This window comes from Candidimonas nitroreducens (assembly GCF_002209565.1).
GTDB lineage: Bacteria > Pseudomonadota > Gammaproteobacteria > Burkholderiales > Burkholderiaceae_B > Candidimonas > Candidimonas nitroreducens.
Map to the genome: position 1 here is coordinate 586210 of NZ_NJIH01000003.1, position 19506 is coordinate 605715.

Annotated in this window: 22 protein-coding genes; 12 read left to right on the forward strand and 10 right to left on the reverse strand. The window is 57.2% G+C overall.

Annotated features, from left to right (window positions below; genetic code table 11):
* Nucleotides 1–18: 18 nt before the first annotated feature.
* The 3 genes from CEY11_RS06320 to CEY11_RS25345 all read right to left on the reverse strand — a co-directional run bounded on the left by CEY11_RS06320 (nucleotide 19) and on the right by CEY11_RS25345 (nucleotide 2108).
* Complete coding sequence (locus CEY11_RS06320; RefSeq protein ID WP_088602493.1) at nucleotides 19–852, reverse strand: Bug family tripartite tricarboxylate transporter substrate binding protein; 834 nt, start codon at nucleotides 850–852, stop codon at nucleotides 19–21.
* A gap of 178 nt (nucleotides 853–1030) precedes the next feature.
* The gene (locus CEY11_RS06325) at nucleotides 1031–1759 is read right to left on the reverse strand and encodes an RraA family protein (RefSeq protein ID WP_143322707.1); all 729 of its coding nucleotides are present in this window, start codon (nucleotides 1757–1759) and stop codon (nucleotides 1031–1033) included.
* Nucleotides 1760–1949: 190 nt separating this feature from the next.
* Entirely contained in the window at nucleotides 1950–2108 is a 159-nt protein-coding gene (locus CEY11_RS25345; RefSeq protein ID WP_158215202.1) for a hypothetical protein, read from the reverse strand.
* Nucleotides 2109–2589: 481 nt separating this feature from the next.
* On the opposite strand from CEY11_RS25345, the gene CEY11_RS06330 reads away from it, so the two are divergent.
* Together CEY11_RS06330 and CEY11_RS06335 are read left to right on the forward strand one after the other, a co-directional pair.
* Complete coding sequence (locus CEY11_RS06330) at nucleotides 2590–2937, forward strand: BON domain-containing protein (protein ID WP_088602495.1); 348 nt, start codon at nucleotides 2590–2592, stop codon at nucleotides 2935–2937.
* A 48-nt stretch (nucleotides 2938–2985) separates the two neighbouring features.
* Nucleotides 2986–3189, forward strand: a complete 204-nt coding sequence (locus tag CEY11_RS06335) for a CsbD family protein (protein WP_088602496.1) — start codon at nucleotides 2986–2988, stop codon at nucleotides 3187–3189.
* Here the strand turns inward: CEY11_RS06335 and CEY11_RS25050 are convergent.
* The 3 genes from CEY11_RS25050 to CEY11_RS06345 all read right to left on the reverse strand — a co-directional run bounded on the left by CEY11_RS25050 (nucleotide 3180) and on the right by CEY11_RS06345 (nucleotide 5288).
* Nucleotides 3180–3410, reverse strand: a complete 231-nt coding sequence (locus tag CEY11_RS25050; protein WP_143322709.1) for a hypothetical protein — start codon at nucleotides 3408–3410, stop codon at nucleotides 3180–3182. The two genes, CEY11_RS06335 and CEY11_RS25050, sit on opposite strands and share 10 nt — an antisense overlap.
* Before the next feature lie 107 nt (nucleotides 3411–3517).
* Entirely contained in the window at nucleotides 3518–4303 is a 786-nt protein-coding gene (locus CEY11_RS06340) for a fumarylacetoacetate hydrolase family protein (RefSeq protein ID WP_088602497.1), read from the reverse strand.
* A 28-nt stretch (nucleotides 4304–4331) separates the two neighbouring features.
* Nucleotides 4332–5288, reverse strand: coding sequence for a Bug family tripartite tricarboxylate transporter substrate binding protein (locus CEY11_RS06345; RefSeq protein ID WP_158215203.1), 957 nt, complete (start codon nucleotides 5286–5288; stop codon nucleotides 4332–4334).
* A gap of 131 nt (nucleotides 5289–5419) precedes the next feature.
* Here CEY11_RS06345 and CEY11_RS06350 point away from each other — a divergent pair, with 131 nt between their 5' ends.
* Nucleotides 5420–6220, forward strand: coding sequence for an IclR family transcriptional regulator (locus CEY11_RS06350; RefSeq protein ID WP_088602499.1), 801 nt, complete (start codon nucleotides 5420–5422; stop codon nucleotides 6218–6220).
* A gap of 1055 nt (nucleotides 6221–7275) precedes the next feature.
* Here CEY11_RS06350 and CEY11_RS06355 read toward each other — a convergent pair.
* Together CEY11_RS06355 and CEY11_RS06360 are read right to left on the reverse strand one after the other, a co-directional pair.
* Nucleotides 7276–7953: a zeta toxin family protein gene (locus tag CEY11_RS06355; RefSeq protein WP_269845256.1), complete on the reverse strand. Its 678-nt coding sequence runs from the start codon at nucleotides 7951–7953 to the stop codon at nucleotides 7276–7278.
* Nucleotides 7922–8275 carry a type II toxin-antitoxin system prevent-host-death family antitoxin gene (locus tag CEY11_RS06360; protein ID WP_088602500.1) on the reverse strand — a complete coding sequence of 118 codons (354 nt, stop codon included), beginning with the start codon at nucleotides 8273–8275 and terminating at the stop codon, nucleotides 7922–7924. Before CEY11_RS06360 ends, CEY11_RS06355 begins: the two co-directional genes overlap by 32 nt.
* Before the next feature lie 242 nt (nucleotides 8276–8517).
* Here CEY11_RS06360 and CEY11_RS06365 point away from each other — a divergent pair, with 242 nt between their 5' ends.
* Nucleotides 8518–9774: a DUF2254 domain-containing protein gene (locus CEY11_RS06365; protein WP_088602501.1), complete on the forward strand. Its 1257-nt coding sequence runs from the start codon at nucleotides 8518–8520 to the stop codon at nucleotides 9772–9774.
* A 37-nt stretch (nucleotides 9775–9811) separates the two neighbouring features.
* Here the strand turns inward: CEY11_RS06365 and CEY11_RS06370 are convergent, their stop codons facing one another.
* Nucleotides 9812–10708, reverse strand: coding sequence for a LysR family transcriptional regulator (locus CEY11_RS06370; protein WP_088602502.1), 897 nt, complete (start codon nucleotides 10706–10708; stop codon nucleotides 9812–9814).
* Nucleotides 10709–10818: 110 nt separating this feature from the next.
* Here CEY11_RS06370 and CEY11_RS06375 point away from each other — a divergent pair, with 110 nt between their 5' ends.
* From CEY11_RS06375 to CEY11_RS06400, 6 genes are all read left to right on the forward strand, one after another.
* Entirely contained in the window at nucleotides 10819–11319 is a 501-nt protein-coding gene (locus CEY11_RS06375) for a cupin domain-containing protein (protein WP_088602503.1), read from the forward strand.
* A gap of 12 nt (nucleotides 11320–11331) precedes the next feature.
* Entirely contained in the window at nucleotides 11332–12057 is a 726-nt protein-coding gene (locus tag CEY11_RS06380; RefSeq protein ID WP_088602504.1) for an SDR family oxidoreductase, read from the forward strand.
* A gap of 1 nt (nucleotide 12058) precedes the next feature.
* Nucleotides 12059–12874, forward strand: a complete 816-nt coding sequence (locus tag CEY11_RS06385; protein WP_088602505.1) for a short-chain dehydrogenase/reductase — start codon at nucleotides 12059–12061, stop codon at nucleotides 12872–12874.
* A gap of 182 nt (nucleotides 12875–13056) precedes the next feature.
* Nucleotides 13057–14031, forward strand: coding sequence for a Bug family tripartite tricarboxylate transporter substrate binding protein (locus CEY11_RS06390; RefSeq protein ID WP_088602506.1), 975 nt, complete (start codon nucleotides 13057–13059; stop codon nucleotides 14029–14031).
* 27 nt (nucleotides 14032–14058) lie between these two features.
* Nucleotides 14059–14799 carry an SDR family NAD(P)-dependent oxidoreductase gene (locus CEY11_RS06395; protein WP_158215205.1) on the forward strand — a complete coding sequence of 247 codons (741 nt, stop codon included), beginning with the start codon at nucleotides 14059–14061 and terminating at the stop codon, nucleotides 14797–14799.
* Between the two features lie 36 nt (nucleotides 14800–14835).
* Nucleotides 14836–15618 (forward strand): 3-hydroxybutyrate dehydrogenase, encoded by a 783-nt coding sequence (locus tag CEY11_RS06400; RefSeq protein WP_088602508.1) that lies wholly within the window; start codon nucleotides 14836–14838, stop codon nucleotides 15616–15618.
* Nucleotides 15619–15901: 283 nt separating this feature from the next.
* Here the strand turns inward: CEY11_RS06400 and CEY11_RS06405 are convergent, their stop codons facing one another.
* Entirely contained in the window at nucleotides 15902–16711 is an 810-nt protein-coding gene (locus tag CEY11_RS06405) for an IclR family transcriptional regulator (RefSeq protein ID WP_088602509.1), read from the reverse strand.
* Between the two features lie 228 nt (nucleotides 16712–16939).
* Here CEY11_RS06405 and CEY11_RS06410 point away from each other — a divergent pair, with 228 nt between their 5' ends.
* Together CEY11_RS06410 and CEY11_RS06415 are read left to right on the forward strand one after the other, a co-directional pair.
* The gene (locus tag CEY11_RS06410; RefSeq protein ID WP_088602510.1) at nucleotides 16940–18076 is read left to right on the forward strand and encodes a CobW family GTP-binding protein; all 1137 of its coding nucleotides are present in this window, start codon (nucleotides 16940–16942) and stop codon (nucleotides 18074–18076) included.
* 168 nt (nucleotides 18077–18244) lie between these two features.
* Entirely contained in the window at nucleotides 18245–19492 is a 1248-nt protein-coding gene (locus CEY11_RS06415) for a dihydroorotase (RefSeq protein WP_158215206.1), read from the forward strand.
* Nucleotides 19493–19506: the final 14 nt, after the last annotated feature.

Sequence of the window (19506 nt, forward strand, 5' to 3'; positions counted from 1 at the left end):
ACAGGACTGCAATTGCTGCTATTGTTTCTTCATGTGTATCGATTCCATCACCTTTCCCCATCTCTCCATGTCTTCCATCATGAGGCTGCGCAATACCTCCGGCCCTCCGTATTGCGGCACTGTACCCAGAACGATAAACCGCTTCTTGACGTCGTCCTGCTTCAGTACCTGGGCAAGTTCATGGTCGAGCCGGGCAACAATAGGCGAGGGCGTCCCTGCCCGTGCAGCCAAGCCATTCCAGGCCCCGACGACATAGCCTGGCACCACGGTACTGGTGATAGTTGGCACTGCGGGCAAGCCGGGGAATTTCTCCTTTCCCGTCGTTGCCAGAGCGCGTAGGGTACCGGAGTGCAGTAGCCCTGCCAACGGCGCAATCGTCTCTATTATGACGTCTGCGTCACCTCTTCGCACCGCACTTACAGCGTCGCCGGAGGTACGATATGGAACCGTGACGGCATCGATGCCGGCCATGGATTTGAAAAGCTCGGCGGCGAAGTACTGGCCACTACCGACCTGTATTGTGCCGATATTCAACTTGCCGGGGTTTGCCTTCGCATAGTCGATGAGCTGCTGCATCGACTGATACGGCGAGTCCGCCCTTACCGTAAAGACGTACGAGAACGACGCAACCTGCCCCACCATCTGGAAATCCTTGACCGGGTCATAGGGCAGGGATTTGAAAAGTACGGGTGCGATCCCGAAATTTCCCCCCGCGGCAAGAACCAGGGTGTAGCCGTCTGCAGGGGCCGCTAGCACAGCTTGCGACGCGGCGATCCCGCCCGCGCCCGGCCTGTTTTCAATGACGATAGGTTGCCCGAGTCGGGCCGACAGCTTGGGCGCGATTATCCTCATGCAGAGGTCTCCAGCGCCGCCCGCTGAATAACCTACAAGCAGGCGTATTGGTCTCGTGGGATAGTTTTGGTCGGCCTTAGTGATTGATCTCGCTAGAGAAGGCCCCATAGCTGCCGTTGCCGCAGCAGCCCGCAGCAGTTTCCTTCGATTCATATGCTATCTCCGTAGTGTTGTACTTTCAGGTCATTCGCCTGAGCAATCCGGCCTGTTCTATCGCGGCGATATAAGCCTCCGTTGCGGCATCCTGAGCCTGCAACGCCGCCATGTCGGGCTGCCCCCCCACGCTCTTGGGCTTGTTGTTCAATCGTTCCAGGATTGTCCTGGCATAGGCACGCGGCACGACAGCGATTCCGTCACCGGAGGCGCACATGACATCGCCCGGGTGGACGATGACTCCTCCACAGCAGACAGGAACATTGATTTCGAAAGGCCCGGTCTTGGGGCCGGACCAAGCTGAGTTGGCTTTTGCATAGATCGGAAATCCCGCAGCTTGGGCTTCGCTCGCGTCACGGTACGCGCCGTGCACAATCAAGCCTGCAAGGCCGCGTTCCCGTATCGCTCGTTGCAGCATCTGGAATCCGCCCAGGCACCATTCCGTAAAACCCTGTGCGTCGACAACGAGGATGTTGCCTGGGTCTATCGCCATGAGCGCCTTTTTTACGCCCAGGTTGTCGCCCGGTGGGCATTTGACAGTGACTGCTGTTCCCGTAATCGCCTTGGCGGGTTGGAACAGGGATTGAATACCATGCACCGTGTACATTCGTCCCACCATATCGGCGATATCGGGAACGTAATACCGTGAAAGGCCGGTCACGACGTAGGAGTCGATCGCTTGCGTACACTCCTGCATTACCGACGGGATCGCCGGATATTTCCATCTGCGATCCAACGGGGATTCGGCTACCACAATCGTCTCCTTGAATGGTTGCGGGTGGCCGACGGCTTTCTATTATTCAATTCCACCCTGGCTGCGACGGTGTCATTGTCACATCGCCCTCCGGGGATCGTCCAATTGCAATTACACAGCTATCCATAAACGTCATTTATAGGGCCACTCAATATTCAAGCCGTTGAGCAACATGCTGTAATCAGCCCTGTCAAGTAGACATTGGTTGATAGAGTGATAGAGATTCGAAGCGAGTATTAGCCGCGACATCACGCTGTACGCCGGGTATTTCCGCAAGCTCATGATGACCGAGTCGCTCCTGCTCAATCACCCATCGACGCGGCAAATTGGGGTTGATGCCATGATCCATGGTAATCGCCGCGAACGACACACCGGGTTATTGGCAATTGGCGACCACCTTCGCCTTGAATTCAGCATTATGCCTACTCCGACGGAGGCGCCCATATGTTTCCAGTGAGCCCATGGTGTGTACGTGCCCATGATCGTTACGTGGACACGTATGGCCTTATGAGCCGAGCATTACTTCAATGGGTGTTAGCCGAACGCTAACGAAAATCCCACTGAACACCTGAATCCTTCGAAAATGCGAGCGTTGACAAGATTTTGTGAGCCAATCTTGCCAAGGTAGAGTATGCGGTCACCCCTGGCACAATGCCTCTAATGTAAAGAAACAACCTATATCAATTGGTATTTTTACCAACCTCGAACGAATGGTACTGTATTTTCATCGCCTCGCCGGAAATCCAGTTGCCACAACTTCCGATTTCCTTCTTTGGCATGTCAGAGGACGGCTTGTTTTGAAAAGTCCTTGCTTTTATTGGGAGGTATGTATGAAAAAGTCTATGATTTTGTCCACTATTTTAATGACGACTGCATTGAGTATGGGTTTGCAGCCAAATGCTGTTGCGGCCGATAACGGCACCAATGTGGATCATTCCTCGACGGTGGGTGCTGCAGTTAGCGATACGTGGATCACCACGAAAATCAAGGCCGATCTTGCAAGTACCAAAAACTTGAAAAGTGCGGATATTTCTGTCGAGACCAATAATGGGGTTGCTACGTTGACGGGGGTCGTGCCTAGTAAAATCGAAGTGAAAAAGGCGATTTCAATAGCGGAAAGTGTCAAAGGCGTCAAAAAAGTTGATGCTGCCGGCCTGAAAGCCAAAGCAGAGAATTAATTTGCGAGGCTGACGCCTATCGAATTACTCATATTTTCGAGGTTTGCGATGAACGAAGACACGATCAAGGGAAAATGGAAACAACTGGCTGGAAAAATCCGTGGGAAATGGGGGAAATTGACCAACGATGATCTTGATGTTGCCGAGGGCAATATGGAGTACTTGGTCGGCAAAATTCAAGAGCGGTACGGCATTGCCCGTGAAGAGGCCGAGAAACAAGTGCGGGATTTCAATGATGGCGCTCAATATTGATATTTGATTGGCGCTTGTCCTTTTAAAACCGCTTCGGGAAAGCTGGGCATTTTTCCGATCAGCAATCCGACGGCCTGTGTGGTCTGCGCTATATCGATTTTGAAGCGGGCGCCGTGGCGCAAACATGGCCTTGATGGCGGCTCAAGAGAAGCTGGGGGAACGTGGTCGTCATGGGCATTGTTCATGACAAGCTGCGGGCCACGCTTCTCGCTGCGAGCCACGCTTCCCATTCCTCCGGAAATGTATTCAGTAGTCTTGTTCTGTCTGGGCGCTGCGGAGGATGCCCCGGCACGGAATAGATAGCGGATATGCCGCAATTCGACCAGCCTCAAACCCCGGCTACGATCGAATTGCGCAACACACCGAGACCGGTGATCTCGATCTCCACGATGTCGCCGGGGTACATATCCAGCGTCGGATCATCCGTTCCCATCCAGATTACGTCTCCGGGCACAAGCGTGATGTAGCGGCTGATGCGGCTGATCGTCGTCGGGACGTCAAACACCATTTCTCCTGTACGAAAGCGGCTGACTTCGCGGCCGTTCAGTCGTACGCACGTGGTCATCTTATCGATGTCCGCAGAGGTGTCTATCCAAGGGCCCATAGGTTTGAAGGTATCGGCATTTTTGCTACGCCAGAATGTTGGGTCGGATTTCTGCCAAACGCGCTCGCTTATGTCATTGCCGATCGTGTAGCCAAACACGTAAGCCATTGCATTCTCAGGCTCGATGTTTCGACATGTGCGGCCGATTACGACGACAAGTTCGCCCTCGAACTGCACTTTACCGGATGAGTCGGGAGGAATGACGACCGACGCTTCATGTCCGGCCAGCGCGCTATTGGCCCGATAGCTTATGTGCTGTTCGGCTGGTGTTGCGGGCTGCAGGGCTGATTCGTGGCTTCGGCGATGGGTGAAGTAGTTCCCGCCCGAAGTGCCTGAATAGAACGTTACGGGCACGATGGGTGGCAAGAGTTGAGTTCCTGCCAAAGGCTGGCGCACGCCATTGAACGAGATCTTGGACTCAAAGAGCCCTCCGCGCAACTCGACGATCTCGAGCCCTTCAATCATTCCGTAGCGGGTGATCCCATCCCGCAAATACCTTACGAAACGCATGGTGAATAGTTCCCGGCGTAGAGTTCTTTTATTGCGGTTGGATGCCGGCTGCCGACAGAATCCGATGCCATTTATCTTTTTCAGCCAGCTGGAATTTCATCAGTTCGTCTGATGTCGTCGGAAAGGCCTCACTGCCTGCGCCAGTCTCCAGGAATTTCTGGACTTTGGGCGACGCCAATGCCTGCACAAACAGGCCATTGAGCCGTTTGACGATAGCGGACGAAGTTTTGGCCGGCACCCAGGCCCCCAGCCAGAAGGACAGCTCGTAGCCAGGGACTCCCGCTTCTTCCACGGTCGGTACATTCGGCATGGTCGAAATGCGCTTCGGGCTTGAAACGGCGAGAATACGGGCCTTGCCGGACGCGACAACGGACGTTGCCGTCAACAATTCGGAGGTCATGAAATCAATCCGTCCTCCGGATAGATCAATTGCGGCTTGCGGGTTGGTTTTATATGAAATGCCTCTGAATTTGACTCCCGTCATCTGCGCCAGCAGCTCGGCTCCTGCCCGCACCGACGAACTCGCATAGCCAAAGGTCAGCTGGCCTGGCGACCGTTTTGCCAAAGCGATGAATTCCGAGAGGTTCGATACCGGAAGATCCTGTCGGACGATCAGCCCCAGATAGCCTTTCGAAATTCCCGAGATCGGTACGAAATCGTGTACGAAGTCGTAGGGTAGTTTCTTGTAAAGGCTTTGGTTGGCCGCATGGGTGGAGCTCGTTCCGATCAGTACGGTATATCCGTCCGGCACACTGCGCGCCACATAAGCTGCCGCCAACGATCCGTTCACGCCGGGCTTCGATTGGACGATGATCGATTGTCCGGAAAACTTGCCGATCTCGTCCGCCAATGCACGGGAAACTGCCTCAGGCAAGCCATTGCAGCAAACGACAAAGGTAATCGGCTTGGATGGATAAGTGCCTTGAGCCCACGCGGGGCACCAAGAGAAAAACGCCAGTAATAGGCCGGCAAGGTAACGAAGCATTTTGTCTCCTTTCATTCTCGATGAAGCCGTTGGATAAGCTCGTGAGCGCATGGTAGGTTCTTCCGGCTCTGTTTTTGACTATCTTGTTTAGGTAATATTCACATTGTGAAATTCCATATCGAAGACGCGAGATGCCTACAAAAGTTCCAGATGTATCTGCGGGGGATCTGCCTCGCACGGGTACCCAAGCAATTAGCCGTGCGGTGATGGTTCTCAAGGAAGTCAGCACTCGCGGCAAGTTCGGATGGCGCATGTCTGACCTTGCCGACCGTTGCGGTCTCGATCGTGCAACCACCCATCGCATTCTTTCCTGTCTGGTTCGTGAGCGCATGATCACGCAGCGCGACGAAGACCGTCACTACCTCCCTGGCCCGCTGCTCTATGAGATGGGGCTCGCCGTGCCTAGATACGTGGGATTCCAGAACGCTTGCGCTCCGGTATTGCGGCGGCTTGTAAAACGGTTCGGTGGTTTCTCGCTTGCGCATGTTCGCAGCGATACCGAAAGTATTTGTGTTGCCCGGGCAGGCGCGTCAGTTTACGTAGGAAACCCGATGGATGTCGGTTCGCGATGGCCGCTCTGTGCGTCTGCGGGCGGAGTCGCCATGCTGATTGAGCTTCCTCCTGAAGAACGGCAGCGCATCTGGGAACAAAACCTGACCCAGTTGCGTGGGCGAGGTAGAGGGGCTATTGGAGCGTTGAAAGCGATGATTCGCCAATCCGAGACGCTCGGCTTCGCTTTCAACCGAGGGCAGACCGCGACGGGTGTGGTCGCAGTGGCGTGTCCTGTTTTCGACGGGCGGAATTGTGTGTTCGGCTCTTTAGTGCTCGTTGGACTTGATCAAAACGTTTCCGAGTCCAGCGTGCTAGAGCTTGTGAAGGCAGTCCGCCGGGAAGCCGAGGTGCTCATGAATGGCATGGCCCAGGCTTCTTAGCAAATAGAAGGGATCGACCATCATGTGTGCGACGCTGAACGCTGCTCGGTAGCTGCTCTGGAAGCGTAGCTGATTGCTCCACCTTTGGGCATTGTCTCCGGTATGTTTTGTACCGATTGGAGGGTGCGAGAGCCTTGTCGCGCTATAACCGCCCGCTTCTGTTCGATTGTGAGTCCTGATAGCGCCGGCTAGTCAGTGCTCACAAAATTTTCTAATGGGCCGTTGAAAATATATCGATGGCGGACAGATCTGGCCGCACCTACCATACGAATACGATCGATACTAATTGATGTGGTAGTGCGCAACCACCAGTTTCGGGAAGAGATACGGAGAGGGAACTCTCCATAGTTGGAGACGTCATCAGGAACTGTCACCAATATGGTTCGAATAAGAAGGAAGGCGCCGTACTTTATGGGCTGTGCCGTCTAGCACTATAACGAGCAGCTCCCTCACTTGTCACAACGGCTCCACAATCCGCCTGCGCAATTGAATAAATATTCTTTGTCGGATGGGAGAGCGGCGAGCCATTGCTCGTTTTTGGTTTTCTTGCTCATGTCGGTGCGCCAGATAGTTGAGCACGGGGAAAGCCGTCTTGATCACGATACTGTGTAGATACAATTTAAGATTTTTATGATATTTCTGAACACTTTCTTATAAAAAAGCATGAATTTCCCATAAGCCTACACAAGGCTGGCAGGTCGATTCTCAACAAGAAGTTCATGCGCCATGTCACTTGGGGACTGCCATGAATATCGGCTTGCGTCAAAACAACGCAGCATCTCCCGCACGTTTCTCCTTGTCCCGGCATTCCTGCGCCCTGGCTCTCGGCCTGGCCGTGGCCGGCTCAATCGGCCCGTCTGATACGGCCCGGGCGGAGCCCATCCAGGCTGGATGGCGGCGCTGGACAGCTGGAGGGCGCGGGCTTGAGAGGCGGTTCGAACCTAAAACTTACTAGACGCTACTGACGCCCAGTTTTTTTATAGTGGCAGAGATGTACCAATCGGCCTGCGTGTTAGTGCTAGCGCGACTTGCATGATCTAGTCATGCATTCCGGGTCACTGCGGTGCCTCCGGATCCAGCTCGAAGGCCGCTTCGAGCACTGGCTTGACCCAGTCCGGTGTGTCGACAGCATTTGCAAGCCTTGTCGGATAAAGGCGCTTGGCGGCACACATTTCCAGGAGCAGCTTCGGCTCGCCGATTGCCTGCCCTATTTCATATTGCGTGCTGTTATCGTACACGCGCAAATGCGCTAAAGAAGGCATCAGGACGATCAGATTTCCCAACGAAGACGTCCAGCGCTGATGCACCTTGGCCTGCGGAATGTCATGACCGCCGTTGCGGACGCAAAGCCTGATGCGATCAAGGTGTAGCTGCGGATCGCGTAGCCCGCAATACCAGATCATGACGTCATGCGTTTTGCACGCCTGCAGCAGATACTGTGTGATGCTTTGCCCACCCAGTGTCGTCTCGAACGCAAAGGAGCCGCGTTTGGCCATGGCTTGCCGCAATCGGCACACGCCTTCTTGCCAGGCTTCTATGTTGGCCTGCTCCTGGACGGCCTTGTAGTCAGATACGAGCGCCCTGGCAAAATCATCCGGGTTATACCAGGCCAGGCCTGCCTGGGTAAGCAAATACCCGCCAATGGAACTCTTGCCGGCGCCGTTGACGCCGGCAAGCACATACAAGACGGGCCTGTTCGCATTAATAGGTTTCTCCGGCCTTGACCTTGCCACCCAATGTCCCTGGATTGGCCATCAGGCCTCGCAGCCGATGCTCGGCGTCAGGCGCATCGAGCGTTGCCAGCCGGGCGTCGAATCGATCCCGGAGCGCTTGTAGCGGATCATTGACCGCGTTGGCGGCGGCGCGAGCAGCTTTGATGAGCCGGTCGTATTCATGGGTAGACAGGATGACGGCCTCTGGTTCGTTGTGATTGGTGACCACCAACCGGCCGGTGCCGCTTAGCGAACGCATAACGCCTTTCCAACCCTCGCGCTTGATGGTCGAAGCGGGCGCCGTCGGCAACTGGGAAATAGCGTCAAATCGAACAGGCATCATGCTCTCCGAGAAATAGTCTATTTAGTCTATTTTATCCAATTTGGGCCTTCTGCTGAGTCACTTGTGCTTGCGGGTGTGCCACCCTGCGGTGGCTAACGGCCTACGATCCTATCAAGTGTCGCTGCAGGTCGAAACGTTATCGTCTGTCAACATCTGAAAAGGACAGTCGCCTGAATCGGCAAATTGGCTGATTCCCTATAAGCTATAGGCCATTACCTGGATGTACAAGGAGGATCACACTTATGCCCCGTTGGCGCTGGATACTGACGCAATTGGCGCGGCGCCTCTGGGTTCGCGCCACCCTGATCGGGCTAATGGGGGTGGCGGCGGCGATTCTCGCAGCCGTGGCCGAACGCTTTATCCCGTGGGACTTTCCCACCAACATCGGTTCCGATGCCGTAAGCAGCATTCTGAGCATCCTCGCGGCCAGCATGCTGACCGTCACTACATTTTCGCTCAGCATCATGACGGCGGCCTATGGCACGGCCGCCAGCACTGTCACGCCGCGCGCCACGCGGCTACTGATAGAAGACCGGGTCGCACAGAATGTGCTGTCCACCTTCATTGGGTCGTTCCTGTTCAGCGTGGTTGGCATTGTTGTGCTCAGCACCGGCGCTTACGGGGATCGCGGACGTTTCGTGCTCTTTGTCGTTACTGTCGCGGTCATCATCCTGATCGTGCTGTCGCTATTGCGTTGGATCGATCATTTGACTCGACTGGGGCAGGTGGGCGAAACGACCGAGCGGGTCGAGCAGGTGGCGCGCCAAGCTATTGAAGCCCGCCTTGAAGAACCTTATCTGGGCGGCCGCGTATTGGACGAGGTGCCGCACGATGCGGTGCCTGTCGTGGCGCAGGCGATTGGCTATGTGCAGTACATCGACATGGCCGCCCTGTCGCATTGCTGCGAGCAGCTTGATGCTGATATTTTCGTGAACGCGATTCCCGGCACGTTTGTCTACCCCGACACGCCGATCGCCTGGATCGCCCCCCATGCTCTCCAGGAATCCGGCTCAGACCTGCCTGAGGCCTTGCAGAGAGCCTTCACCATCGGCAACGAACGCCGTTTCGACCAGGATCCGCGTTTCGGCCTGGTGGTTCTGAGCGAAATCGGATCGCGTGCATTATCGGCGGCGATCAACGACCCCGGCACGGCCATCGACGTTATTGGCCGCATGACGCGCTTGATGAACCTGTGGGCCGGTTCGAGCCAGCAAGGCGACATTGAAGTGGCGCATCCACGTGTACATGTACAAGACCTGAGCTCCGAAGATATGTTCGAAGACGCCTTCATGGGAATGGCGCGCGACGGCGCCGGGCTGATTGAAATTCAGCTGCACATACAGAAATCGTTGCGGGCACTGAGCCGACTGGGCGACGCCGAATACCGTGCTGCAGCCTTGCGCCAGGCTGGCCTGGCGCGCGACCGGGCCGAGGCCGTCCTGGTCGCCGAGGCAGACAAGGCGAGGCTGCATGCCATAACCGACGCGGTGAAGGGCTAGCCGCCAGGTTCATGCAACCGGCGTTGGGCTGCTTGCATCATCCCAGCGCCGGCTGCTTGTTCCGGATCAGCCTGTTCCATAGGGTCTGCGCCGCCACTGACAGGCTGCGGCGCTTGCGTTTGACGAGGAATATCGGGCGCACTGCGTGCCGGTCGACGATCGGCACTGCCGTCACTCCCTTCCTGTTGCACAGCTGCAAAGCGAACTGCCCGACGATGCTGATCCCGAAGCCGTAGGCTACCAGTCCGGCCATCGTGCCTGGCTCCGAGACTTCGAAACCGCTGTCATGGATCTTGGCGACTCCCAGCATGGGTTGCAGGTGTTGCCACACGCTGCCGGTGCGTGTGGTGTGAATGAAGTCGCGGCCGCGTAGGTCGCGCAGGCGGATGCCGCCGTTTCCCGCCAGAGAATCGGTGTCGCGACAGATGAGGAACAAGCGCTCGCTGAACAATAGATGAGTCTCGAATTCCTGCTTGTTGCCGGCGCGGGCGTTCAGACCGAAATCCACCTCGCCTGCCGAAATCATGGATAGGCACCGATCCGATACCACGTCGTGCAATTGCAGTGCGATGCCGGGATGGTCGTCGCGAAAGCTTGCCAGTATGCCGGGCAGCCATTCCGCGCAAACGGAAGGAGGGCCGGCGACCGACACACGGCCGGTGTTGCACAGGCTGCGTTCCTTGAGTTCGGCCAGCGCCGTCGCCATTTCGCCGGAGATGCGGTGCGCGCTCTGCGCGAACATCTCGCCTTCCGGCGTAAGGGAAACATTGCGGGTGTCGCGGTCGAACAAGCGTGCACCGACCTGTTCTTCCAGCCGGCGGATCATCTGACTGAATGCGGACGGCGAAACATGGCAGCGTTCGGCCGCCGTGGCGAACCGGCGGGTTTCTTCCAGCGCCAGGAAAGCATCTAGTAAACGGCCTGACAGATTCATTATATAAACAGCATAATGGTTCAGATAAATTCAATATACATACATAATTTGCAATAGTAAACTTTGCCGAAATCAAGAACGTATCCATGATTTCACAAGGAACGAGACAAATGGAGAAGGAAAAATCGTCCCGGGTTCTGAAGGAGTCCGATTTCCACCCGGAACAGACGCAGCATCAGCTGAGTGGTTGGCCAAAGCAGGCTTTCCATGTCAGCCACTTGCGTGAAGAAGACTTTACTAGCGAAGGTTTTCGATCCTATACCCTGACACGCGACCTGGGTTTTGCCAAGGCCACGGGCGGCATGGTGCAGGCGCACGTCAATCGCCGTGCTCGCCCCTACAACGCAGCCGACGTCTCGCACCCGCACTTCCACGACACGCAGTTCCAGATGGTCTATGTGCTCAAGGGCTGGGTCAAGAGCGAATTCGAGGGACACGGGGTCATGGAGATGCGCCAGGGCAGTTGTTGGCTGCAGCCGCCGATGATCAAACACAATGTGCTCGATTACTCGGACGACCTGGAGATTCTAGAGATCATCATTCCGGCGCGTTACGACACCGTGAATGTAGAGGGGTCTATTCCTCAGCCCGAAAGCGCCTCAGCAAGCTGACGTGAGGGCGACATGGCAGGCATATTGAAAGGGCGATCCGTGCTGGTGACAGGCGCCAGCGCTGGCATCGGCCGCGCCACGGCGCTTGTGCTGGCGCGAGCAGGCGCCGACGTGCTGGCCACGGGGCGACGCCAGGCGGAGCTGGACGAGGTTGCCGACTTGTGCGTGCAAGCGGGCGGCTCCGGCCGGACACTGCGCGGGGATCTCACCGATCACGGCTTCGTGCGCGAGCTCGGGCAAGTGGCACGCAGTGTCGATATTCTGGTCAACAACGCGGGCATCCTGACCTACGCGCCAATACGCGATGCTACGGTCGAGGACTGTGAAGCGATGTTCCGTTCCAATGTGGTCGCTGGTTTTGCTGTGGCCCGTGAAATCGCACTTGGCATGATCGAACGCCGGCGCGGGCACATGGTGTTCATTACTTCGCTTTCAGCGCGCAGCGTCAACCCCATGGCCGCCTCGTACGCAGCCACCAAGCACGCCCTGTCGGCTTATGCCAAAGGCTTCCGGGCCGAATTGAAGTCGTTCGGCATCAAGGTGACCGAAGTGGCTCCCGGCATGGTCGACACCGCCATTCGCAATGGCAGCACCCACCCCGACGTATTGAAGTCCATCGCTGCACGCAAGTTCGCGCCACTGACTCCGGAGGATGTGGCAGACGCCGTTATGTATGCCGTTACGACCAGGGCCGGCTGCTGCCCTGACTTGATTGAGTTGCGCCCGACAGAGAATTGACATGGATATTGGGCTGAAGGGCAAGCGGGCGCTGGTGACCGGGGCTTCCCGCGGCATCGGCCGAGCCATCGCCGAGGCGCTGGCCGCCGAGGGCTGTGCATTGCAGATGCTCGCGCGCAATGCCGAGGCGCTGGATGCCGCCGCGGCAGAGATCGGCAGACGCTACGGTGTAGCCGTGGCCACCCATGCCATTGATCTTTCCCGAAGCGGCGCGGCCGAAGAGGCGGCTGCGCAGTATGCGGATGTCGACATCGTAGTCAACAACGCCGGCAGCACGCCGCGCGGCGACATTCTTTCGGTGGACGAAGACGCATGGCGGCAAGGGTGGGATCTCAAGGTATTCGGTTACATCAACCTGACTCGCGAGTTCTACCGCCACATGCAGGCGCGCGGCGACGGCGTCATTATCAACATCATCGGCATCAGTGCCGAGAAATATGAATATGCCTACGCTGCTGGCGGTACTGGCAATGCTGCGCTGGCGGCAATGACGCGCATCGTCGGCGGCGCCAGCCTGGATCATGGTGTGCGCGTGCTTGGGGTACATCCGGGATGGGTCGAGACCGGCAAGGCTAGGCGTTCGCTGATGGGGCGCGCGGCGGCGGAGCTGGGCGACGAGCAGCGCTGGCCTGAGCTTGTCAAAAGCTGGCCGCGCGGCCGCTTGATCCAGCCCGAGGAGGTGGCCAACGTCGTTGCTTTCCTGGCCTCGCCGCGTGCGGGCGCCATGTCCGGAACGATCGTGACAGTCGACGCAGGCTTTACGTCCCGCGGCTATCCGTATGTCGCCAAGCAGCCTGCACCCAGGAAGCAGGCATGATCGTCCGATAGTGAGCGTCAATCATTTCAGGCGCAAGCCTGGAAGCTGGCGAGTGCCGCTGTGCATCTTCCTGGGCGGCGCCGACGTGGCCTACCTCGTGGCGGGGACAAGAAAAGCGGCGCGGGTACTTCAAGGATAAGAAGTTTTTTTACATTGGATTCAAAAACAAAGAGGAGACAATCATGTGGAAAAATGTGCTGAATATTCTGGTCGCCGCGATCGGCGCCGTAGCGTGTACTGCGTCGGCAATGGCTGCCGGCGCCTATCCATCAGTCAAGCCGATTCGCATGATCGTGGCTTGGCCTCCCGGTAGCGGCGACGATATATTCATGCGTATGATCAACGACGCCCTTAGCAAGGAGCTCGGCCAGACGATCATCGTTGAAAACCGCCCCGGCGCGGCCGGGGTGATCGGTGCACAAGTCGTGGCGGAAGCCGAGCCGGACGGTTATACCTTGCTGTTCAGTTCGGCCGCCATGAACATGGTAGCGGCGATGCGCACCAAGACCTCGTACAAGATGCCGGGCTCCTTCACTCCCATCGTGAACGCGTTCTACTCCCCATTGGCACTGGTGACCAATCCGGCGCTCGGCCTGAAGAGCCCCCAGGATCTGATTGCGCTGGCCAAGAAGGAAAAGCTGTTCTATGCCACCTCGGGGGTTGGGGCGCCGTCGCATTTCGTCGGCGAGCTGTTCGCCAGCCGCGCAGGCATCCACGTGACGGCGGTGCCGACACAAGGGTCGCCGAAGGCGATGATGGAACAGATCGCCGGCCGGGTGACTTACCACTTCGCCGTCACTTCGACAGCGCTGCCGCCAGCGAAGGACGGAAAGATACAGATACTCGCCGTCGCCAGCAAGCATCGCGTGGCCATCGCACCCGATATCCCCACGCTCGACGAGCTGGGCATCAAAGGGGTCGACGGCAGTTACTGGAATGGCATCCTGGGGCCCAAGGGGCTGCCCGAGCCGATTGTGGAGAAGATTGCCAGCGCGGTGAACAAGGTTCTGGCCATGGACGAAATTCGTAAAAGGGTTGCTCCTACTGGCAACGAAATTGACGGACATAGCGACCCCGCCAGTTTTTCTGCGCTGCTAAAAAGCGACTTTGAGCTTTGGCGTGGCGTGGCCAAAACTGCCTCCATCGGCGCCCAATAGTCTGTCTTACGTTTCGGGGGGGCGATTGTGTCGATTCAGAATAAAGTGGCGCTTGTCACGGGGGCGGCTTCCGGCATCGGCCGCGCTGCGGCGCATCTGCTCGCTCTGGAAGGTGCCCAGGTGCTTGCCGTCGACCGCGATGAGTCCGGCGTCGGGCGGGTCTGCGAAGCCATCTCGGCCAGGGGCGCGCGCGCTGGCTGCGCAGTGTGCGATCTTGGGGAGGCGGAACAAATTCGCGCGATGGTCGAGAGTGCGCTGGCGCAATACGGCCGCATCGATGTCCTCGTCCATGCTGCGGGCATCTGCCATGCCATGCCGCTGCTGCAGCTAAGCGACGATCAGTGGCGGGAAACGCTGCGCATCAATCTGGACGGCACTTTCTTCCTGACCCGTGACGTCGGCCGTGCCATGGTGGAGCAAGGTTCGGGCACGATGATCCTGATGACCTCTGATCGCGGCGTCTACGGATCGATCGATTACGCGCATTACGCCGCGTCCAAGGGCGGTATGATTGCCCTGACCAAGAGCCTCGCGCTTGCACTGGGCAAGCACGGCGTCACGGTCAACGGGCTCAACCCGGGTATGACCGACACTCCTCTGGCACGCACCGCCAATCCGAAGAATTGGGATATCAAGGCGGCCGCCGACGTGCTGGGCAAGGCCGCGATGCCGGACGAGATCGCCCAGACCATCCTGTTCCTGGCGGGCACGGGCGGGGCCTATACCACTGGGCAGATCCTGGGCACGCGCATTCGCTACGGGCAATGATTCCGCTCCAGCCATTGAGATACAAAGGAAATTGCGATGTTGAACGGCAGGGGAGCAGTAATCACGGGATCGCTGGGCGGCATAGGTTACGCCATTGCCAGCGCGCTCGCCGGACAGGGTTGTTCTGTCATGCTCAACGGGTTCGGGCCGGACGAGCTGATCCAAAGCCGCGTCGCCGAACTGCGCAGCCTGGGCGTCGATGCTGACTACCACGGTGCCGACATCTCCGACGCGCGGCAGGTCGAGGACTTGGTGGCCGCTGCGAACCGCCGTTTCGGCCAGATCGACATCCTGGTCAATAATGCCGTGACCCGCTTCGACGCCAACATCGAGGATCTGCCTCCCGAAAAGTGGTCGTATGCATTAGCGGTCAACCTGACGGCAGCCTATCACCTGATCCGCTTGACGCTGCCAGGAATGAAACAGAGAAACTGGGGCAGAATCATCAGCCTGGCCTCGATCTTCGGTGTCGAGGGAACCCCGCGGCGCACCGACTACGTGGTTACCAAGCACGGCCTGGTGGGGATGACCAAAGTCGTGGCACTCGAATGCGCCGGCTTCGACATCACCTGCAACGCGCTTTGTCCGGGGTTGGTGGATACGCCGCACATTCGCCAGAGAATCGCCGGCCGCATGGCGGAAATGGGCCTGACGGAAGAGCAGGCTAGAGCGGCTTTCCTGGAGCCGCGCCAACCATCCAAGCGCTTCGTCACCCCGGAACGGATCGGCGCGCTGGCCGCTTTCCTGTGCAGCGACGATGCATGCGACATTACCGGGACGCCCATTCCGATCGATGGGGGTTGGCAGGCTCGGGCGTGAGGTCGGACGGTTCTGATCTTCAAAAAGTAAATGTGAGATCGCAGGCAGCCGTGCCGTCCGGCCGCCTCTGAGCGTGCTTGCGCTAGTGCGTCTCTCGGAAAATCGAGTATGCGCGCCGACATCGGATGAACGGGTGGTGTGTTGGCCCGCCAGCAAGACATCATGAAAACGGCGATCTCATGGTGCCGATCATGATGTAGCCGTTACCCTCGAATCATTTCATGAATAAACCGAGGGATCCCGTCTTCTATGAATTCACGTTGGTGTGTGCGGCAAGCGTTCGTTATGTCGTGGCGGCGGGAAGGTTTGAATATTGCGTGCTGTTTAACTGTTCCGAGAGATCACGGGCAACGCGGTGCAGTGCGTCCACCTGAATGGGATGTGGCGGATCAAGAATGTCGTCGACCGATCCGACGATGCATATCGCGCCCGCGAGCGTGGATCCATCTCGAAATATCGGTACGGCGAGGGTGCTGATTCCGGTCATCACTTCATTGCGACAGATCTCAAAAAAACGGCTTCGGATCACTGTCAAGCGTTCCGTGAGCTTCTCTATCTCAGCCGGTTTCAAGCGTGTTCCCGATGCTGCTAACTGGTTCAAGATTGCGTCACGCTCATGAGGCTCGGCGAATGCAAGCGATACGCGCCCGATGGCCGAGCGATGAGGCACAGGTCGATTTCCCGGCTTGACGCTGACGAAAATCCGAGCATAGATGTTGTCCGACGTGGTGATGACAAGCGGCACACCATTGGTGACAGCAGCCAAGACCACGGTTTCCCTCAACTCGTCGCGCAGTTGAACGAGATAGTGCTCGGCACGGCGACGCAGGTCGAACTGGCTGCTGGCAGATTCGCCTAATTGGAATAGCCGCCAACCTAGCCGATATAACTCGGTCGCCCGATCCTGTTCGATCAGCCCTACTTCCTTCAGTGTTCCGAGATGACGGTGGATTCGTGGTTTGGTCTCGTTCAATTGTGCGGCAAGTTCGGTCACTCCCATAGGTCTCTGAGCCAGCGCAAGGCTGTCGAGGATCCGAGCCGACACCTTTACTGCATCGACTGAATTCTGCTTTTTTTTGTCAGGTGTCTCCAATTTGGTACCTCGTAGATAGGGTCAGATCAACTGTCGGATCATACATATTATTCAAATGAAGTTTGACGGCCCGGCGGTCGAAACTAAGTAAAAACACTAATACACGAATTTTTGCATTTAATTATTATAGACGAAACGTAATAACGCTGACCGTAACAACAAAACCTGCGTGAGATGTATAAGCCTGTCGTGTTGATGGTGCGTTGAAACGCCGTCCGGGCAGGTGGAATGCTCCCGCAATTTTCATGGACAAGGATCATGGGAGGCAGTGCTGATCCGATGTTTGACCCGACACGGCCGATAGTTTGCGATGTCCTGACAGGCTTTCTTGGAAGTGGGAAGACGACGCTATTGAATCGCTTCCTGCGAGAGGGAGGAGCCTTTGGCACGGCCGTCATCGTCAATGAAGTTGGGGCAGTGGGCATAGACCAGTTGATTCTTTCTCGGGTAGCGGAGAACATCGCGCTGCTCGAGTCGGGTTGTCTATGCTGCTCGCTTGTCGGGGCGCTGCATGAGACGCTGCTCGATCTGAAGCGACGCGCCCAGGAGGCGGGCCACCCGGTCGAACGCATCCTGATAGAGACAACTGGCCTGGCGGAACCGGCCCCGATTCTGCATGTGCTTCTGGGTAGCAAAAGCTTGTCGTCAGAGGGTTTCTCTTTGGGACGGGTAATAGTTACCGTTGATGCCCAAATGGCGGCCGGCCAGATTGCGAGGCAGCGGGAAACGGTGCGGCAGGTGGCGCTGGCAGACGTGCTGGCAATCACTAAGACGGATTTGGCTGATGCCCCTGGCATTGTTGCACTTCACGGCGCACTCGACGGGCTAAATTGCGTGGCGCCTCGCTTCGACGTCAACGCAGGTTCTGCGTTATCACGGATATTTGTGGAACCAGTTCCGAAATTCGCTGCCCAGATGGTGACCTCGGTGTCTGGGGCGATCCATGAGATAGATGAGGGTAGCGCCCCGAACGTGGCTAGCCACAGGCACCACGCTCATGATGCGCATGTACATGGTGGCGTCACCAGCTACAGCTTCTGGATGGATGAAGGGGAGGTTCATCCTGCTGGCCTGGCAGCATGGATGCATCTTCTGGTGAATGAATACGGCGACAGAATATTGCGCTGCAAAGGGTTATTCCACCTTACGGAGCCCCAGCGCGATGTACACATCCAAGGTGTCGGGAGCTATTTCTACGCGCCTGCACCGTTGGATACGTGGCCGGACGAAGACCGGCGCGCGCGCGTCGTCGTTATAGGTGAGCAACTTGATGAGGCCTGGTTGCAAGCCAGCCTGGGCGCACTGGCAATTAGGGAAAGCGGGTTATTGCCGAGAAATTTGCAGGAACTCTGTCAGGTTTTGTGAACCGAATGGTTGAACCGATTTGTCAGTAAAGAAAAAGAGGAGCTTTTGATGTCAACCGAGTTTGTACTGCGTGGCGCTCATGTCGTGGAATTTGATCGAGAGCCTCACGCAATGGACTTGCTGGTTCATGACGGAAAGGTCGCTGCGCGCTTGGCGCCAGGAACTCCTATGAGTGACACTATACCGGTCATACGAGCAGACGGCTTGCATGCCTTTCCGGGATTGATCGACGCGCATGTCCACTTCGGATTCGGTGAAAAGATCACGGAATACACCACCGAGACGGTGTACGCAGCCATGGGTGGGTTCACCTCGATTCTCGGGTACTTCCTGAACAACGAAAGCTATTCCGATGTGTATGAGCGGGAACAGGAGTACGCAAAGGCGCGCTGCCACGTTGACTACGCCTTTCACTTCAGCGTGGCCAAAGAAGAGCATGTGCGTGACATGGCTCACTATGTCCGGCGCTATGGGGTCACCTCGTTCAAGTACTTCATGAACTTCAAGGGCGAGGAGGGGCGCTATCTAGGTTTGGATGGAACCGACGACGGCTACCTATACAACTTGCTAGCCACCGCCAGTAAGCTGCCGGGTGTAAAGATTGTTTGTCATACCGAAAATATCGAAATCGTAAATCGGTTGCGCCAAGCGGCGCAGACGATCGAGATGCCGACGCTAAAGGATTGGGCCAACGTGAAACCGCCGGTCACGGAAGCGGAGGCTTGCATACGCGTGATGTATCTTGCAGAACTACTTGGGGCGCACATATACATTCCGCATATCAGCACCCGTATGGCTCTAGACGAAGTCAGACGTTGGAGGAAGCGCTATCCGCACGTCTATGTGGAGACCTGTCCACACTACCTCACACATGATGAGGATTCGGATCTGGGATCGATAGGCAAAGCCAATCCTCCGTTCCGCAGTAAGGATGATGTCGAAGCTATGTGGGAAGGTCTGCATGACGGCAGCATTGATACGGTGGCTTCTGACCATGTGCCACGCAAGCGCGCCACCAAAGAGCGGCCATTCTGGCTTGCGTCACAAGGTTTTCCGGGAACTGCGACGATTCTGCCTGTTTTGCTTTCCGAGGGTTATCACAAAGGCCGACTTTCGCTGTCCCGCATTGCGCAACTTCTGACCGAGGCGCCGGCTCGCATCTTCGATATGGCGCCGCGTAAAGGTTCGTTGCAGGTTGGAGCGGATGCGGACATCACGCTGGTCGATCTAAATCGGACACAGGAGGTGCGATCCGAGGCGCTCGGTTCCTATTCAGACTACAGCCTCTACGATGGTTGGAGGCTCAAGGGCTGGCCAGTTCGCACGATCCTGCGGGGCCAGACGATCATGCAGGATGGAGAGATCATTGGCGCCCCCGGATTCGGCCAGTATCTTGCACGGCCTTTGGCAAACTGAATCATCGGCATGTT

What these genes read in the sequence shown, in the direction of transcription:
- CEY11_RS06370 (WP_088602502.1), bottom strand. Translation starts at nt 10,708, where the DNA reads ATGAATCTGTCAGGCCGTTTACTAGATGCTTTCCTGGCGCTGGAAGAA.
- CEY11_RS06335 (WP_088602496.1), top strand. Translation starts at nt 2,986, where the DNA reads ATGAACGAAGACACGATCAAGGGAAAATGGAAACAACTGGCTGGAAAA.
- CEY11_RS06385 (WP_088602505.1), top strand. Translation starts at nt 12,059, where the DNA reads ATGGATATTGGGCTGAAGGGCAAGCGGGCGCTGGTGACCGGGGCTTCC.
- CEY11_RS06365 (WP_088602501.1), top strand. Translation starts at nt 8,518, where the DNA reads ATGCCCCGTTGGCGCTGGATACTGACGCAATTGGCGCGGCGCCTCTGG.
- CEY11_RS06415 (WP_158215206.1), top strand. Translation starts at nt 18,245, where the DNA reads ATGAGTGACACTATACCGGTCATACGAGCAGACGGCTTGCATGCCTTT.
- CEY11_RS06340 (WP_088602497.1), bottom strand. Translation starts at nt 4,303, where the DNA reads ATGCGTTTCGTAAGGTATTTGCGGGATGGGATCACCCGCTACGGAATG.
- CEY11_RS06330 (WP_088602495.1), top strand. Translation starts at nt 2,590, where the DNA reads ATGAAAAAGTCTATGATTTTGTCCACTATTTTAATGACGACTGCATTG.
- CEY11_RS06345 (WP_158215203.1), bottom strand. Translation starts at nt 5,288, where the DNA reads ATGCTTCGTTACCTTGCCGGCCTATTACTGGCGTTTTTCTCTTGGTGC.
- CEY11_RS06390 (WP_088602506.1), top strand. Translation starts at nt 13,057, where the DNA reads ATGTGGAAAAATGTGCTGAATATTCTGGTCGCCGCGATCGGCGCCGTA.
- CEY11_RS06400 (WP_088602508.1), top strand. Translation starts at nt 14,836, where the DNA reads ATGTTGAACGGCAGGGGAGCAGTAATCACGGGATCGCTGGGCGGCATA.
- CEY11_RS06350 (WP_088602499.1), top strand. Translation starts at nt 5,420, where the DNA reads ATGCCTACAAAAGTTCCAGATGTATCTGCGGGGGATCTGCCTCGCACG.
- CEY11_RS06375 (WP_088602503.1), top strand. Translation starts at nt 10,819, where the DNA reads ATGGAGAAGGAAAAATCGTCCCGGGTTCTGAAGGAGTCCGATTTCCAC.
- CEY11_RS06380 (WP_088602504.1), top strand. Translation starts at nt 11,332, where the DNA reads ATGGCAGGCATATTGAAAGGGCGATCCGTGCTGGTGACAGGCGCCAGC.
- CEY11_RS25345 (WP_158215202.1), bottom strand. Translation starts at nt 2,108, where the DNA reads ATGGATCATGGCATCAACCCCAATTTGCCGCGTCGATGGGTGATTGAG.
- CEY11_RS06360 (WP_088602500.1), bottom strand. Translation starts at nt 8,275, where the DNA reads ATGATGCCTGTTCGATTTGACGCTATTTCCCAGTTGCCGACGGCGCCC.
- CEY11_RS06320 (WP_088602493.1), bottom strand. Translation starts at nt 852, where the DNA reads ATGAGGATAATCGCGCCCAAGCTGTCGGCCCGACTCGGGCAACCTATC.
- CEY11_RS06410 (WP_088602510.1), top strand. Translation starts at nt 16,940, where the DNA reads ATGCTCCCGCAATTTTCATGGACAAGGATCATGGGAGGCAGTGCTGAT.